Here is a 13,941-nt window from a genome sequence, read left to right as displayed (position 1 = left end):
TTCCCGATGCCTTCAGGGATTCGATAGAATTTTACGTTTTTGCCTTTTTCGGCATCAGAAGCTCGTCGAGAATGACGCAGCCTGCACCGACGGTGATGAAGCTGTCGGCAAGATTGAAAACGGCAAAAGACCACGTCTGCGTATGAAAGAGGACGTAGTCGATCACGTGTCCGTAGAGAAAGCGGTCGAGCAGATTGCCGAGGGCGCCGGCGATGATCAGGGCAAAGCCCGTATGCGCGAGCCAGCGGTGATCTGGCGTACGCCGCCAGAGCCACAGCACGAAGGCAACGATGACAAGCCGCATCCCGACGATGAACCAGCCGTCCATGCCCGAGAGCATGGAGAAGGCGACGCCCAGATTATAGGTGCGGTAGAGCGCCAGCATGGGAATGACCGGCACCATCTCCTGCAGCGGCAGCCAGTGATCCACCATGATCTTGATGGCCTGGTCGAGAATGACCGCAACGACGATAAAGATCAGGATCGGCAGGGGCCGTGAAAACAGGGCCGGCTTTGCAGCCGGCTGTTCGTTGGTCTCGCTTTCGGTCATCGGGTCTCGCTCAGGGTCAGGATATGGCGGCGGGCTTCGAACAGCATGACTGCCGTCGCAACCGCCAGATTGAGGCTGTCGGCGCGGCCGGCCTGGGGGATACGGGCGAGCGCATCGGCCTCTTTGGCCAGGGCATCCGGCAGACCGGACTGCTCATTGCCCATCAGGATGACGACAGGCTTCCTCTTGTAATCGATGGTGCGGTAATCGACCGCGCCCGCCAGATGGGTGGCAACGACAGAGACGTCAGCCTTCCTTTTCCAGGCCAGAAACTCTTCCGGCGTCGCCTTGACGACGGGAACAGCAAAGACGGAGCCCATGGTGGCACGTACGGTTTCCAGCGAAAACGGGTCCGTCGTCTCGCCGACGAGGATGACGCCGGAAGCGCCGGCTGCATCGGCGGTGCGGATGATCGTGCCGAGATTGCCCGGATCGCGCACGCGGTCGAGTGCAACCCAGGTCTCGCCCTCCTTCGGCTTGACATCCCGAAGCGGCCGCCAGCGCTGTTCGAAAACACCGACCACCATCTGCGGATTGTCGCGGCGGGTGATCGAGCCGATCACCTTTTCGCTGACCTCAAGCACAAGACCGCCAGCCGCAACGGTCTTTGCGGCGACCTGCTCGACCAGCGGCTTGCCCTTGGCTGCCTTGGCATAAACAAGCGTGCGGATCGTCCAGCCGAGCTCGAGCGCATCGATGACCAGTTTCAGCCCTTCGGCGAGGAAGGCGCCGCTTTCCTCGCGCGATTTCTTGACCGTCAGCGCCTTGATGTCCTTGACGATCGGATTGGCAAGCGAGGTGACCTCCTTGACCTGTCCGACCTTGCGCGGGCCATCATTGCGGAAATCCTGATTCATTTCGGCACCCAGCGGCTGAAGAGGGAGGTGGAAAGCACCCTGCCCGGCGTGCGGCCGTCGAGACCGGCTTCGCGGATGACGAGTTCGCCGGATTCGACCGCGCCGCCGGCGCCGCGCATGGTCTCGCGCATCAGCTCATGGATGGAATAGAAGCTGGCGCGGATGGAATAGGCCGTCAGCACGAGGCCGAGCGCCTTCGGCGACAGGATTTCACGGCAAATATCCAGCATCAGCGGCAGATGCTCGAAGAGATGCCAGACCTCGCCATTCGGGCCGCGGCCGAACTTCGGCGGATCGGTGAGGATGATGTCGTATTTATTGCCGCGCCGCTCCTCGCGCAGGATGAACTTCATTGCATCCTCGCAGATCCAGCGGATCGGCAGCTTTTCCATGCGGCCCAGGGCCTGGTTTTCGCGCGCCCAGCCAATCGCCTTCTTGGAAGCATCGACATGGGTGACTTCCGCGCCGGCAGCCGCTGCTACCAGCGAGGCGACGCCGGTGTAGCCGAAGAGATTCAGAACCTTCAGCGGCCGTTTCGCCGCCTCGACCTGCTCCTTCATCCAGGCCCAGTGGACGATCTGCTCGGGGAAGACGCCGACATGGCGGAAGGCGGTGAAGCGGCCGAGAAAATCGACGCCGAGCAATTGCAGCGGCCAGGTTTCGCCGAGTGCTTCGCGCGGAAAACGCCAGCGACCCATGCCGTCTTCATCCGTATCGCCGGTGAAAATGGCATCGGCGTTGTCCCAGATATGCGCGGCAAGCGACGGCGGCCACAGCGCCTGCGCTTCCGGCCGGACGATGCGATAGGGTCCATATTGCTCGAGCTTCAGCCCGTTGCCGCTGTCGATGAGGTGGAAATCACCGGCACCGAGCGACTCGAGAATCACGGGCACGCGCTCGACGGGACGCTCACCGGTTCGGGCGATCAGCGGGCGTTCTGGCGCGGCGGCGGCAGGCGCTGCGGTATGTGGCTCGGCAACGCGTTCGCCATAATCGCGCGAAGGCTTGGCATCGCGCGAGGGCTTGGCTGGCCGCGAAGCATGCGCAGGCTTTGCCGGCGGCTTGCCTGATATGTCACGCCGGGGTTTTGCCCCGAGACCGCCCGCGGTTTTCTGGCCGGGCCGGCTTTCCCTATGTTTCACCATGCTTGTCTCAAAATTGATATGTGCGTGCAAATAGCATCTGGTCGCCACTTGGCAAAGCGCTTTCCGATCTGCGATGATCCATGCACAAAATGCCACATTGGGAGGATTGCGCATGGACATGACCGGCGAGGAGCGGATCGCAGCACCCAGGGATGCGGTATGGGCGGCGCTGAACGATCCGGAGATCCTCAAGCAATGTATTCCGGGCTGCCAAAGCCTGGAAAGGATCTCGCCGACGGAACTGACCGCGACCGTGAAACTGAAGATCGGCCCGGTTTCGGCCTCCTTCAATGGCGAGGTCAAGCTTTCCAACATCAACGCGCCGGAAAGCTATACGATATCGGGCGAAGGAAAGGGCGGGATTGCCGGTTTCGCCAAGGGCGGCGCCGACGTCGTGCTCAAGGAAGATGGCGGCGAGACCATCCTGCAATATGAGGCCAAGGCGCAGGTCGGCGGCAAGATCGCGCAGCTCGGCTCGCGGTTGGTCGATTCCAGCGCCAAAAAGCTGGCGCAGCAGTTTTTTGCCGATTTCACCGCGGCGATCAACAGTCAGTCCGGCGTCTGATTGCCGAGCGCATATCTGGCGCCCATATAGTCGATCATGACATCGAAATTTCCGACATGGACCATCCGACCCGCACGCGAAGAGGATATGCGGACGCTCGCGGAGATTTATCTCCATGTCCGCTGCGAGACATTCCGCTGGGTCGATCCCGATCGTTTTGCACTGGAAGACTTCGCCACTCACACGAACGGCGAGCGCCTGTTCGTTTGCGAAGATGGACATGGCACGATTGCCGGCTTTGCTGCGATATGGGAGCCCGATGACTTCATCCACATGCTCTACATCCTGCCGGCTTTCCAGGGCCGCGGCGCGGGCAAGGCACTGCTTGCCGCACTGCCGGATTGGCCACGGCGCCGCTACCGGCTGAAATGCCTCGTCAAAAATATCCGCGCCATGGCCTTCTACAGGATGCTGGGCTTCGAGATCATCGGCGATGGCGCCTCGCCGGAGGGTGATTATAAAGAGATGCGGCTCGCCGACCTCACCTCACTTTGACGGCAGCTGCCCGGCGATCTCTTCGGCGCGCGTGCGATGCTTGTCGGCCTCGGCCTGCCAGCGCACCGCTTCCCGCGACTGGTTACGAGCGCGCTTGCGGTGCTTTCCCTGATTGACCCAAGTGACCGCGGCACCGACTATCATGCCGAGGATCAGCGCCGCAAACAGCAGCACGAACAGAGGCGCATTCAACGACAGCACCTGATCCTCCGGACGGAAGGGGTTGAGGGCCAAGGTCGCGGATTGCCTGTTGGCGACGCAGAATATGATGAGGATGATGCCGAGCGGCAGCAATATCAGCAGATTGACGATCTTCTTGGCCATTGCGCAGCTCCTTTATCCGCAGCCGCGTGCATCGCACTCAGGCCGCCTTCAGTCGCAGAATAGAAAAGCGACGGCTGAATTCAAGTGCCACCGCGTCGCGGCACAATCATGTCCGATGACTATTTCCGTCGAAGCATTGAGGAATTCGGCCGAGCGGCCGGTGATCAATTGTCGTCTTCCTCGTCGTCGCCGGCGCCCGGATTCAGGCGCTCGCGCAATTCCTTGCCGGTCTTGAAGAAGGGAACCCATTTTTCCTCGACGAAGACGGTATCGCCGGTGCGTGGGTTGCGACCGGAGCGTGAAGGCCGGTTCTTGACGGAAAAGGCACCGAAGCCGCGAAGCTCAACCCGGTTTCCCGCTGCGAGCGCATCGGTGATCTCATCCAAGACAGCATTGACGATATTTTCGACGTCGCGGTGATAGAGATGCGGGTTGCGGGCGGCAACAATCTGCACCAGTTCCGACTTGATCACAGCTATCCCCTTAAATCATTGATTTATCAATTGCCTGCACCCTGCCAAACAGAAAGCAGGCCGTCAAGAAACAACTTATCGCTCATGATTTTCTGAAGGCTCTCTCCTTTGATAAAATCATCATAACCGAGGCGATTTAGCAACCAGGAAGCGGCACCCGGCCAAAAGAAGAACGAAGTTTTGTCCTCCGGCTTCCAGTCGACGATCGGCAGGTCCTTCTTGACCTTGCGCGTTTCGAGATAGGCAAGGATTTCGTCCTCGCCCCCGAGTGTGTCGACCAGCTTGTTCTGCAGCGCCTGGCGGCCGGTGAAGATGCTGCCGTCGGCAAGCTTCAGCACTTGGTCGCGCGGCAGCTTGCGGCGCTCGGCAACCAGATCCACGAACCAGGCGTAGCTGTCCATGACCATGTTGCGGATCATGTTCTTGGCGTCTTCGCTGGCGGGATGGAACGGCGACGGTTCGGCCTTCAGCGGAGCCGACTTGATCTCATCCAGGGAAACGCCGACCTTGTCGAGCAGGTCCTTGACCTGCGGATACTGGAAGATGACGCCGATCGACCCCGTGATGGAGGTATCTCCCGCAACGATATCGTCGCCGGCCGTCGCGATCATGTAGCCGGCCGAGGCTGCAACGGTGCGAATATCCGACACGACCGGCTTCTTGGCGGCGACAGCGCGGATCGCCTTGAATATCCGTTCGCCGCCATAGGTCGTTCCGCCCGTCGAGGAGATCGACACGATCAGCGCTTTGACCTGGTCATTGTCGCGGATCTTCTTCAGCCGTTCCAAAAGCTCGGGATCGTCCTGGATGAGCCCCGATATCTTGACGCGGGCGATCTGCGGGCCGCGCGCATCGGACAGATCGGCGGAAACGAAGCGATAAAACGCAAAGCCCAGTGCCACCAGGAGCAAAACGGCAACAATGCGCCAGAAACCGAGCTTGCGGCGCAATTGTCGCCGATCCGCGATTGCAGAACTGTCCATCACGCCTTATTTCTCCCCGCAACAAATTGAAAGCGCTATAAACCGGATGTATGACACCTTGAAACGGGCACAATCCTCAGAGAAAAGCGTTTCCCGTTTTCGATGTCGTCGGCGGGACGTCGCTTTGTCGTTCATCAGATAGGACATCGCCTGATCTGATGAAACCGGCCTATGGCATATTTTTCTGCTAATATTCGCCCAGAGCAGGAAAAAATGCATATTGGCAAGCCAGTGCAATAATGCGAAACGATCCGATAGGCTTTTTGGCACAGCCTCGCATAGCGTGAATGCGGTTTTCCGGATCATAGAAGACGGACCTGTTGCATGCTCAATACGATCGAGCCCCCCGGCGAGGCAATGCGCTCGGTGCCGGAACGGAACGCGTATAAAGACGCGATTTTCCACTCCAACCGCGTGAAGCGGCTCAGAGTGCTGCTGCCGCTTGCCGCCGCCGTCATCTCGCTCCTCTTTATAATCGTCTCGGTCATCCGCGCCTATCTACCGGCCGATATCCAGATCGAGGATGCCAAGATCGAGGATGGCAAGGTGGTCATGCAACGCCCTGCCATCTCCGGTCGCAACAAGGACGGCATCAGCTATTCGCTGCTCGCCGAAAAGGCGCTGCAGGATATCAGGAACCCGAACATGATCACGCTCAAGACCATCAAGGCTTCCATGCCGGTCAATACGGATGTGATCGCCCACGTCACGGCCCAAAGCGCGGATTTCGATCGCCAGGCCGATACGCTGAAGCTTACCGAACCCTTTACCATCATCATGGACAATGGCCTGCGCGCCGAATTCAAGACCGCCTTCCTGGACGTGAAGAAGGGAGACCTTTCCAGCCAGGATCAGGTTGCAATCAACCGGGGCGGTATGTCGGTTGTTGCGCGTTCGCTCAAGATGACGGATAAAGGAAGCGTAATCGAATTCAACGGGCAGGTTCGGATGAACATCGAACCTGCCACTCTCCATAATTCAGATAGCCAACAGAAGCCGGGCGGTTCATGATAAAGTATTGGCCTAATTCAATTTTCAATTCCGGCTTGCGCAAGGTCGGCCTTCTCTGCGCTTTTGGCGCGGTCGCCTTCTTCGCCGCCGCTGACGCCGGCGCGCAGTCGACGACCAGTTCGATGCCGGGTCTTGCCCTTTCCAAGGATCAGCCGATCCAGATCGAAAGCGACAAGCTTGAGATCCATGACCAGGAAAGCCAGGCCGTCTTCACCGGCAACGTCAAGGTTGTGCAGGGCACGACGACCATGCAGGCCGGCAAGATGACGGTCTTCTACAAGAAGAAGCAGGCGGGTGACGCCAAGCAATCCGACAATCCGGTCGCCAAGGCCGCCAAGGAACAGAACCAGTCGCTGGTGTCCGGCGATGCCAACATCGACCACATTCTGGTCACCGACAAGGTTTACCTCGTTTCCGGAACGCAGACGGCGACGGCGGAGGACGGCTCCTTCGACATGACCAACCAGCTTGCCATCCTCAAGGGCAAGAAGGTGGTTCTGACCGACGGGCCGAATGTTTTCACCGGCTGCCAGCTTACCGTGCATATGGCAACGGGCGAAGCCCAGCTGGATTCCTGTGGCGGCCGCGTCCAGATCCAGCTCGATCCGAAGTCGCAGCAAGTTCAGCAACAACAAAAGAAAAACTGATACCGGCCCCCTCGTGACGACATCGACAACTTCCACCTTGCCCGGCGTGCCCGGGCCGTCTTCTGCGGCATCCGGCGCACCGGCTGCCGACAAGGCACGCTACAAGGGCACGCTGATCGCCCGTGGCCTCACCAAGACCTACGGCAGGCGCCGCGTCGTAAATGGCGTTTCGCTGGTGGTACGGCGTGGCGAGGCTGTCGGGCTGCTCGGGCCTAACGGGGCCGGCAAGACGACCTGTTTCTACATGATCACCGGGCTGGTGCCGGTCGACGAGGGCACGATCGAGATCGACGGCAACAATGTTACGTCGATGCCGATGTACCGCCGCGCGCGGCTCGGCGTCGGCTACCTGCCGCAGGAAGCCTCGATCTTCCGCGGCCTGACCGTGGAAGAAAACATCCGCGCCGTGCTCGAGGTCCATGAAAAGGACAAGACGAAACGGGAGCGCAAGATCGACGAATTGCTGGAAGAGTTCCACATCCGCAATCTGCGCACCATGCCGGCGATCGCTCTGTCGGGCGGTGAACGGCGCCGCCTCGAAATCGCCCGCGCACTGGCGACAGATCCGACTTTCATGCTGCTGGACGAGCCTTTTGCCGGCGTCGATCCGATTTCGGTCGCGGATATTCAGAACCTCGTGCATCATCTGACGGCACGCGGCATCGGCGTTCTGATCACGGACCACAATGTTCGCGAAACGCTCGGCCTGATCGATCGTGCCTATATCATCCATGCGGGTGAGGTGCTGACCCATGGCCGGGCGAACGACATCGTCAGCAATCCTGAAGTACGCAAGCTGTATCTGGGTGACAATTTCAGCCTCTGATAGGCTGAAATGCCATCTTCTTGTCCGCCAATATTAGCGGATGCTGCGGCGTGCCGGAAATTTACTTCGACTTCACAGTTCCGCTTGACCAAATCCAATAAAAAAGCAATTTTTGGGCCAGTTGGAATTTCGCGAGAATTTTAGTGATAAGAGACGCGGATTCCCGAGGAGTTCAAGGGGAGTCCCGCGTCCGCCATGGCACTATCGGCCAATCTTTTCCTGCGCCAAAGCCAGAGCCTGGTGATGACACCGCAACTGATGCAATCCATTCAGTTGCTGCAGATGACGCATTTCGAGCTCACCCAATTCATCGCGCAGGAGGTCGAAAAGAATCCGCTGCTGGAATTTGCGTCAAATGACGAGGATCTAGGCAGCGTCGGCGATCGCGAGCCGAAGGACGAACGCTTCGAGGCCATGGAGGAAACCCATGGCGAAGATGGCTCGGACCGCAATGCCGGCGACCTTGCGAGCGACTGGTACGAGAGCGACAATACCGGCAATGCAAACCGGCTGAGCGACGAACTCGACACCAATTTCGGCGATGTCTTTCCCGACGACGGCAGCCCGCAGCGCGCCGATGCGCCGGAACTGCTCAGCCAATGGAAGTCCATGCCGGGGGGCGAAGCTGGCGAGGGTTACGATCTTGACGACTTCGTCGCCGGCCAAGTGTCGCTGCGCGATCATCTCAACGAACAGATCCCCTTTTCGCTTCCCGCCATGGGAGACCGGCTGATTGCCCAGCATCTGGTCGACCAGCTCGACGACACCGGCTATTTGCGCGCCGACCTCGACGAAACGGCCGAACGGCTCGGCTCGACGCTTGCCGATGTGGAACGGGTACTGGGCACCCTTCAGCAGCTCGATCCTCCCGGTGTGTTTGCCCGCTGCCTCAGCGAATGCCTGGCAATCCAGCTTCGGCAGAAGGATCGCTACGATCCCGCCATGGAGCGGCTGATCGACAATCTCGAACTGCTCGCGCGGCGCGATTTTGCGACGCTGAAGCGGCTCTGCGGTGTCGACGAGGAAGACCTGCTCGACATGATGGCGGAAATCCGCCAGCTCAATCCCAAGCCCGGCAGCGGTTTCGAAACCGAGATATCGGAGGCGATCATGCCCGATATCGTCGTGCGGCCTTCCGCGGACGGGAGCTGGCTGGTGGAGCTCAATCCCGATGCGCTGCCGCGGGTGCTGGTGAGCCAATCCTATTTCGCCTCCGTCTCAAAGACCAGCCAGGACCACGCCTTCCTGTCGGAATGCCTGCAGAATGCCAATTGGCTGACCCGCAGCCTGGATCAGCGCGCCAAGACGATCATGAAAGTGGCAAGCGAGATCGTGCGCCAACAGGACGCGTTCCTGCTGTACGGCGTCGACCATTTACGGCCGCTCAACCTGAAAACCGTGGCAGACGCCATCAAGATGCATGAATCGACGGTAAGCCGCGTGACCTCGAACAAATACATGCTGACGCCGCGCGGTCTGTTCGAACTCAAATATTTCTTCACGGTTTCGATCGGCGCCGTCGAGGGCGGCGACAGCCATTCCGCCGAAGCCGTACGTCACAAGATCCGCCTGCTGATCACGAACGAAAGCCCGGATGCGGTGCTCTCCGACGACGATATCGTCGATACGCTGAAGAAGAACGGAATAGAGCTTGCTCGCCGCACGGTTGCAAAATACCGCGAAGCCATGAACATCCCCTCTTCCGTGCAGCGGCGCCGGGAGAAGCGCGCGCTGGCCAAAGTTTCCGGTTTCTGACGGATGGCACCTCTCAACCGCAGGCTGCTGAACTCCTAACAGTCCGTTAAGACGCAGTTGACTTTCCGATGTGGCAGGGCTAGAAGCCCGCCGCAATCGCTGCAGGACAGCACGACCATGAAACTTATCCCCACCATCCAAAAGGCGGTCGATATACGCAATTTGCCTTTGACTGCGTGAAGTGCTTGGATGAGCTTGAGGCTTGGCGTAAACTGATACGCGCAATAACCACTACAAGAAGGGAAACTCCATGAGTGTGCGTGTCTCCGGTAAACATATGGAAATTGGTGACTCCTTCCGCCAGCGGATAGAGGACCAGATCGGTATGGCCGTGACCAAATACTTCGACGGGGGGTATTCGGGTCAGGTAACTGTGCAGAAGTCCAGTTCGCGCTTTGCGGCCGATTGCAAGCTTCATCTCGATAGCGGTGTCGTCCTGCATGCTGCCGGCGAAGCCATGGACCCGCAGCTTGCTTTCGACGCAGCATCCGAGCGCATCGAAAAGCGCCTGCGCCGTTACAAACGCAAACTCAAGGACCATCAGGCCGGTAACCATGTGAACGGGCAGGCGGAAGTCGCCTATACCGTCATGGACGGCGTTCCGGATGACGATGAGGAGGTTCCTTCCGATTTCGCGCCGGCGATCGTCGCGGAAAGCACGAAGCAACTGAAGACCATGTCGGTGGCGACTGCCGTGATGGCGCTCGATATGACCGACGAGCCGCTGCTGCTCTTCCGCAGCCCCGGCAACGAACACTTGAACATCGTCTACCGCCGTCAGGACGGTAACATTGGCTGGATCGACGCGGCCAATATCAAAGGCTGAGAATGGAAGATAAGCGGCGGCTGCGCATCATCGCAGCTGGCCGCCGCTTGCCCGTCATCGGTTCTCGGCGACACGAAGGATAAAGAGAATGGCATTGGCAGATTTGCTACAGCAAGATGCGATCATCCCCGCCTTGAAGGCAAATTCCAAAAAACAACTGCTTCAGGAGCTGGCCGCCAAAGCTTCCAAGCTGACCGGATTGCCCGAGCGCGAAATTTTCGACGTCGTGCTGCAGCGCGAGCGCCTGGGCTCCACCGGCGTCGGCAACGGCATCGCCATTCCGCACGGCAAACTTGCCAGCATCAAATCCATCGTCGGTATTTTCGCGCGTCTCGAAGCGCCTGTCGATTTCGAGGCACTGGACGACCAGCCTGTCGATCTTGTCTTTTTGCTTCTCGCGCCCGAAGGCGCCGGCGCCGACCACCTGAAGGCACTCTCCCGCATCGCCCGCGTTTTGCGAGACCAGGATCTGGTTGCGAAGCTGCGCGCCACCGATTCCGCCTCTGCCATTTACGCATTCCTCAACGAAGAGCAGGCATCGAACGCCGCCTGACGGATTGGATCGCATCGGACCAAGGCAAAAACAAGAGCCGGACGATCTGAGATCGTCCGGCTCTTATTTTTTAACCATGCCTTAAAAATCGGGGCCTTAAAAATCAGGCGTCCTTTTCATCCAGCGGGCTGTTGGCGCCCTGCTCGGCATTTTCGACGATCTTCGGGCCACCCTTGGCAACGCCGACCATGGCCGGGCGCAGAACGCGGTCGCCGATGACGAAACCGGCCTGCACGACCTGGACGACCGTGTTGTTCGGGACCTCGGGATTCGGCACTTCGAACATGGCCTGATGGAAATTGGGATCGAACTTCTGCCCGACCGGCTCGAGCTGGCGTACGCCGTGACGCTCGAGGGCCGAGAGCATGGAGCGCTCGGTCATCTCCACGCCTTCGATCAGCGTCTTCAGGCCGGCGTCCGCGCCCGCACGGGCACCGGCCGGAATGGCATCCAGGGTGCGGCGCAGATTGTCGGCCACGCTGAGCATGTCGCGGGCAAAGCTTGCCACGGAATAGGACTTAGCATCCTTCACATCGCGCTCGGTGCGGCGACGGAGGTTGTCCATCTCGGCAGCGAGGCGAAGGTAGCGATCACGCAGTTCGCCGTTCTCGGCCTTCAGCAGCTCAACCGGATCCGGCTGAGACGGCTGAGCCGCATCAATGGTTTCCGCAGCATCCTGCGCGAAATCCGCTGACGTGTCGGCCGCCGTGGCGTCAGGTCCGGTTTTTGTTGTTTCGTCGGTCATGACGGTCTCCGAATTGCTTGGTCTTTGGATGTGCCCGATATCGAGGTTTGGCCGGAAAAAATCAAGACTTTGTCGCGAAGAACGGGCATTTCCGACATTGCGAGCGGCGGCACCGGGCCGCTTGCTCAAAGATGCGGATCGGGAGCCCTGCGTCGAGTGCCCAGCCAGCAGATCCCTTTCGTCAGATTCCAGGCCGCGACAGCCGCGAGATCAGCTGAGCGGTATAATCGACCATGGGCACGATGCGCGCATAATTCAGCCGCGTCGGGCCGATGACGCCGACTGCACCGACGATGCGATCGTCCTCGTCGCGGTAGGGCGCGACGATGAGCGAGGATCCAGACAGCGAAAAGAGCTTGTTTTCCGAGCCGATGAAGATGCGCACGCCCGGCCCGCTTTCGGCGAGATTGAGGATCTCGATGAGGCTGTCCTTCTTCTCGAGATCGTCGAAGAGCAGCCGCAGGCGATCCAGATCCTCCGCCCCGCCGATTTCGGCGAGCAGATTGGAATGACCGCGTACGATGAGCTGCGTCGGCTTGCCGTCGTCCTCTCCGCCGGACCAGACGGCAATGCCGCGCTCGACCAGCTGATGCGACAGGCTGTCCAGCTCCTGGCGCACGCTTTCCTTGAGGCTCTGCAACTGCCGCCGCAACTCCGCCATGGTCTGACCGGTCATATGGGCGTTGAGGAAATTGGCGGCTTCCGTCAGCTGCGACGAGGTCGTGCCGGCCGGCAGCTCGATGATGCGGTTTTCGACCTGATCGTGCTCGCCGACGAGAACGGCAAGCGCCTTCGTCGGCTCCAATCGAATGAATTCCACATGCTTGAGAACGGGATCGCTCTTGGAGGTGATGACGAGGCCGGCGCCGCGCGAAATACCCGACAGTACCCGGCTTGCCTCCGACATCATCGATTCCACCGGCTGATCGCGATTGCTGCCGCGCACCTGCCGGTCGATATTCGCGCGGTCCTCAGCTGAGAGATCGCCGACCTGCATGAAGGCGTCGACGAAGAAGCGCAGGCCCACCTGGGTCGGCAATCGCCCGGCGCTTACATGCGGCGAATAGATGAGCCCCAGTTCCTCCAGATCGCTCATGACATTGCGCACGGAAGCCGGCGAGAGCGACATGGGCAATAGCCGCGAGAGATTGCGCGAACCCAGCGGCTCGCCGTTTTCGAGATAGCCTTCGACGATGCGGCGGAAGATTTCCTTGGAGCGTTCGTCCAGTGCAGCAATGACATCCGAGACCGACGATGTCGTGAATACCATTTCGCTGTCAGATCCATTCCGTTGAGCCTTAGGCAAAATATAATCATTCAGCTAGCAATGGCAAAAGGGAAAAATGCCGCCAGGGCGACCGGGCGGCTCTGCAGCCTGCTTTTCCTTTGCAAAAGCGGCCTACGGGTCGTAGAAGCGGTCAACGAACATTCAGGAGAGTGGAATGCGGCCTTCAGGCAGAAAAACCGACCAGATGCGCAAGGTGTCGTTCGAGCGCAATTTTTCCAAGCATGCGGAAGGCTCCTGCCTGGTAAAATTCGGCGATACGCATGTGCTCTGCACGGCAAGCCTGGAAGACAAGACGCCGCCATGGCTGCGCAACAGCGGCAAGGGCTGGGTCACGGCCGAATACGGCATGCTGCCGCGGGCGACGGGCGAGCGCATGAAACGCGAAGCCGCCGCCGGCAAGCAGGGCGGCCGCACGCAGGAAATCCAACGCCTCATCGGGCGGTCGCTGCGCGCCGTCGTCGACCTCAAGGAACTCGGCGAACGCCAGATCACCGTCGACTGCGATGTCATCCAGGCGGATGGCGGCACGCGCACGGCCTCGATCACCGGCGGCTGGATCGCGCTTTACGACTGCCTGAAATGGATGGAAAGCCGCAACATGGTGAAAGTCGAGCGCGTGCTGAAGGATCACATCGCCGCCATTTCCTGCGGCATCTTTGCCGATCAGCCGGTCATCGATCTCGACTATCTCGAGGATTCCTCGGCCGAGACGGACGCCAATTTCGTCATGACGGGCAAAGGCGGCATCGTGGAGATCCAGGGAACGGCTGAGGGCGCGCCCTTCAGCGAAGAGGAATTCGCCACGCTGATGCATCTGGCCAAGAACGGCATCGCCGAACTGGTGGAGCTGCAGAAGCAGGCCATCGCCTGAGGATATCAACGAATGCGGAGCGTGCAG

General features: G+C 59.9%; 17 protein-coding genes. 9 read left to right on the top strand and 8 right to left on the bottom strand.

What is annotated here, in order from left to right:
* Nucleotides 1–31 precede the first annotated feature (31 nt).
* Genes lspA through C7U61_RS01955 form a run of 3 tightly spaced genes read right to left on the bottom strand, consistent with a single transcriptional unit; the run spans nt 32 to nt 2,552 of the window.
* Nucleotides 32–550 carry a signal peptidase II gene (gene lspA, locus C7U61_RS01965; protein ID WP_106996455.1) on the bottom strand — a complete coding sequence of 173 codons (519 nt, stop codon included), beginning with the start codon at nt 548–550 and terminating at the stop codon, nt 32–34.
* Entirely contained in the window at nt 547–1,407 is an 861-nt protein-coding gene (locus C7U61_RS01960; RefSeq protein ID WP_106996454.1) for an RNA methyltransferase, read from the bottom strand. Before C7U61_RS01960 ends, lspA begins: the two co-directional genes overlap by 4 nt.
* Nucleotides 1,404–2,552 carry a class I SAM-dependent methyltransferase gene (locus C7U61_RS01955; protein WP_106996453.1) on the bottom strand — a complete coding sequence of 383 codons (1,149 nt, stop codon included), beginning with the start codon at nt 2,550–2,552 and terminating at the stop codon, nt 1,404–1,406. Before C7U61_RS01955 ends, C7U61_RS01960 begins: the two co-directional genes overlap by 4 nt.
* A gap of 112 nt (nt 2,553–2,664) precedes the next feature.
* Between C7U61_RS01955 and C7U61_RS01950 the strand changes: the two genes are divergently transcribed.
* Nucleotides 2,665–3,117, top strand: a complete 453-nt coding sequence (locus tag C7U61_RS01950) for a carbon monoxide dehydrogenase subunit G (RefSeq protein ID WP_106996452.1) — start codon at nt 2,665–2,667, stop codon at nt 3,115–3,117.
* 36 nt (nt 3,118–3,153) lie between these two features.
* On the top strand, nt 3,154–3,612 hold the full coding sequence (locus tag C7U61_RS01945) for a GNAT family N-acetyltransferase (protein WP_106996451.1): 459 nt from the start codon (nt 3,154–3,156) through the stop codon (nt 3,610–3,612).
* On the opposite strand, the gene C7U61_RS01940 is transcribed toward C7U61_RS01945, so the two are convergent.
* From C7U61_RS01940 to sppA, 3 genes are all read right to left on the bottom strand, one after another.
* Nucleotides 3,604–3,936 carry a LapA family protein gene (locus tag C7U61_RS01940; RefSeq protein WP_106996450.1) on the bottom strand — a complete coding sequence of 111 codons (333 nt, stop codon included), beginning with the start codon at nt 3,934–3,936 and terminating at the stop codon, nt 3,604–3,606. The two genes, C7U61_RS01945 and C7U61_RS01940, sit on opposite strands and share 9 nt — an antisense overlap.
* A gap of 164 nt (nt 3,937–4,100) precedes the next feature.
* Nucleotides 4,101–4,409 (bottom strand): integration host factor subunit beta, encoded by a 309-nt coding sequence (locus C7U61_RS01935; RefSeq protein WP_015338608.1) that lies wholly within the window; start codon nt 4,407–4,409, stop codon nt 4,101–4,103.
* A 26-nt stretch (nt 4,410–4,435) separates the two neighbouring features.
* A complete protein-coding gene (gene sppA / locus C7U61_RS01930) occupies nt 4,436–5,392 on the bottom strand; it encodes a signal peptide peptidase SppA (protein WP_106996449.1) in 957 nt (318 codons plus the stop codon).
* A 324-nt stretch (nt 5,393–5,716) separates the two neighbouring features.
* On the opposite strand from sppA, the gene lptC reads away from it, so the two are divergent.
* The 6 genes from lptC (at nt 5,717) to ptsN (ending at nt 11,010) form a co-directional block, all read left to right on the top strand.
* Nucleotides 5,717–6,403, top strand: coding sequence for an LPS export ABC transporter periplasmic protein LptC (gene lptC, locus C7U61_RS01925; RefSeq protein WP_106996448.1), 687 nt, complete (start codon nt 5,717–5,719; stop codon nt 6,401–6,403).
* Nucleotides 6,400–7,050 (top strand): LptA/OstA family protein, encoded by a 651-nt coding sequence (locus C7U61_RS01920; protein ID WP_106996447.1) that lies wholly within the window; start codon nt 6,400–6,402, stop codon nt 7,048–7,050. Before lptC ends, C7U61_RS01920 begins: the two co-directional genes overlap by 4 nt.
* Nucleotides 7,051–7,096: 46 nt before the next feature.
* Nucleotides 7,097–7,876: an LPS export ABC transporter ATP-binding protein gene (lptB, locus tag C7U61_RS01915; protein ID WP_106996904.1), complete on the top strand. Its 780-nt coding sequence runs from the start codon at nt 7,097–7,099 to the stop codon at nt 7,874–7,876.
* A 195-nt stretch (nt 7,877–8,071) separates the two neighbouring features.
* Nucleotides 8,072–9,631, top strand: coding sequence for an RNA polymerase factor sigma-54 (gene rpoN / locus C7U61_RS01910; protein WP_106996446.1), 1,560 nt, complete (start codon nt 8,072–8,074; stop codon nt 9,629–9,631).
* A 250-nt stretch (nt 9,632–9,881) separates the two neighbouring features.
* Complete coding sequence (gene raiA / locus C7U61_RS01905; RefSeq protein ID WP_106996445.1) at nt 9,882–10,457, top strand: ribosome-associated translation inhibitor RaiA; 576 nt, start codon at nt 9,882–9,884, stop codon at nt 10,455–10,457.
* Between the two features lie 88 nt (nt 10,458–10,545).
* The gene (ptsN, locus tag C7U61_RS01900) at nt 10,546–11,010 is read left to right on the top strand and encodes a PTS IIA-like nitrogen regulatory protein PtsN (protein ID WP_106996444.1); all 465 of its coding nucleotides are present in this window, start codon (nt 10,546–10,548) and stop codon (nt 11,008–11,010) included.
* 103 nt (nt 11,011–11,113) lie between these two features.
* Here the strand turns inward: ptsN and grpE are convergent, their stop codons facing one another.
* Both grpE and hrcA read right to left on the bottom strand, forming a co-directional pair.
* Complete coding sequence (grpE, locus tag C7U61_RS01895; protein WP_106996443.1) at nt 11,114–11,755, bottom strand: nucleotide exchange factor GrpE; 642 nt, start codon at nt 11,753–11,755, stop codon at nt 11,114–11,116.
* 181 nt (nt 11,756–11,936) lie between these two features.
* On the bottom strand, nt 11,937–13,025 hold the full coding sequence (gene hrcA / locus C7U61_RS01890) for a heat-inducible transcriptional repressor HrcA (protein ID WP_106996442.1): 1,089 nt from the start codon (nt 13,023–13,025) through the stop codon (nt 11,937–11,939).
* A 172-nt stretch (nt 13,026–13,197) separates the two neighbouring features.
* Between hrcA and rph the strand changes: the two genes are divergently transcribed.
* Entirely contained in the window at nt 13,198–13,914 is a 717-nt protein-coding gene (rph, locus tag C7U61_RS01885) for a ribonuclease PH (RefSeq protein ID WP_015338597.1), read from the top strand.
* The last annotated feature ends 27 nt before the right edge of the window (nt 13,915–13,941 follow it).

Source organism: Rhizobium sp. JAB6 (genome assembly GCF_003024605.1).
In the GTDB taxonomy this organism is placed as follows: domain Bacteria; phylum Pseudomonadota; class Alphaproteobacteria; order Rhizobiales; family Rhizobiaceae; genus Rhizobium.
The sequence above is the reverse complement of the archived record's forward strand: the minus strand, read 5'-3'. Positions and strand labels throughout refer to the sequence as shown.

Coding starts and splice junctions, on each gene's coding strand:
- lspA (WP_106996455.1), bottom strand. CDS start 550: ATGACCGAAAGCGAGACCAACGAACAGCCGGCTGCAAAGCCGGCCCTG.
- C7U61_RS01960 (WP_106996454.1), bottom strand. CDS start 1,407: ATGAATCAGGATTTCCGCAATGATGGCCCGCGCAAGGTCGGACAGGTC.
- C7U61_RS01955 (WP_106996453.1), bottom strand. CDS start 2,552: ATGGTGAAACATAGGGAAAGCCGGCCCGGCCAGAAAACCGCGGGCGGT.
- C7U61_RS01950 (WP_106996452.1), top strand. CDS start 2,665: ATGGACATGACCGGCGAGGAGCGGATCGCAGCACCCAGGGATGCGGTA.
- C7U61_RS01945 (WP_106996451.1), top strand. CDS start 3,154: ATGACATCGAAATTTCCGACATGGACCATCCGACCCGCACGCGAAGAG.
- C7U61_RS01940 (WP_106996450.1), bottom strand. CDS start 3,936: ATGGCCAAGAAGATCGTCAATCTGCTGATATTGCTGCCGCTCGGCATC.
- sppA (WP_106996449.1), bottom strand. CDS start 5,392: ATGGACAGTTCTGCAATCGCGGATCGGCGACAATTGCGCCGCAAGCTC.
- lptC (WP_106996448.1), top strand. CDS start 5,717: ATGCTCAATACGATCGAGCCCCCCGGCGAGGCAATGCGCTCGGTGCCG.
- C7U61_RS01920 (WP_106996447.1), top strand. CDS start 6,400: ATGATAAAGTATTGGCCTAATTCAATTTTCAATTCCGGCTTGCGCAAG.
- rpoN (WP_106996446.1), top strand. CDS start 8,072: ATGGCACTATCGGCCAATCTTTTCCTGCGCCAAAGCCAGAGCCTGGTG.
- raiA (WP_106996445.1), top strand. CDS start 9,882: ATGAGTGTGCGTGTCTCCGGTAAACATATGGAAATTGGTGACTCCTTC.
- ptsN (WP_106996444.1), top strand. CDS start 10,546: ATGGCATTGGCAGATTTGCTACAGCAAGATGCGATCATCCCCGCCTTG.
- grpE (WP_106996443.1), bottom strand. CDS start 11,755: ATGACCGACGAAACAACAAAAACCGGACCTGACGCCACGGCGGCCGAC.
- hrcA (WP_106996442.1), bottom strand. CDS start 13,025: ATGGTATTCACGACATCGTCGGTCTCGGATGTCATTGCTGCACTGGAC.
- rph (WP_015338597.1), top strand. CDS start 13,198: ATGCGGCCTTCAGGCAGAAAAACCGACCAGATGCGCAAGGTGTCGTTC.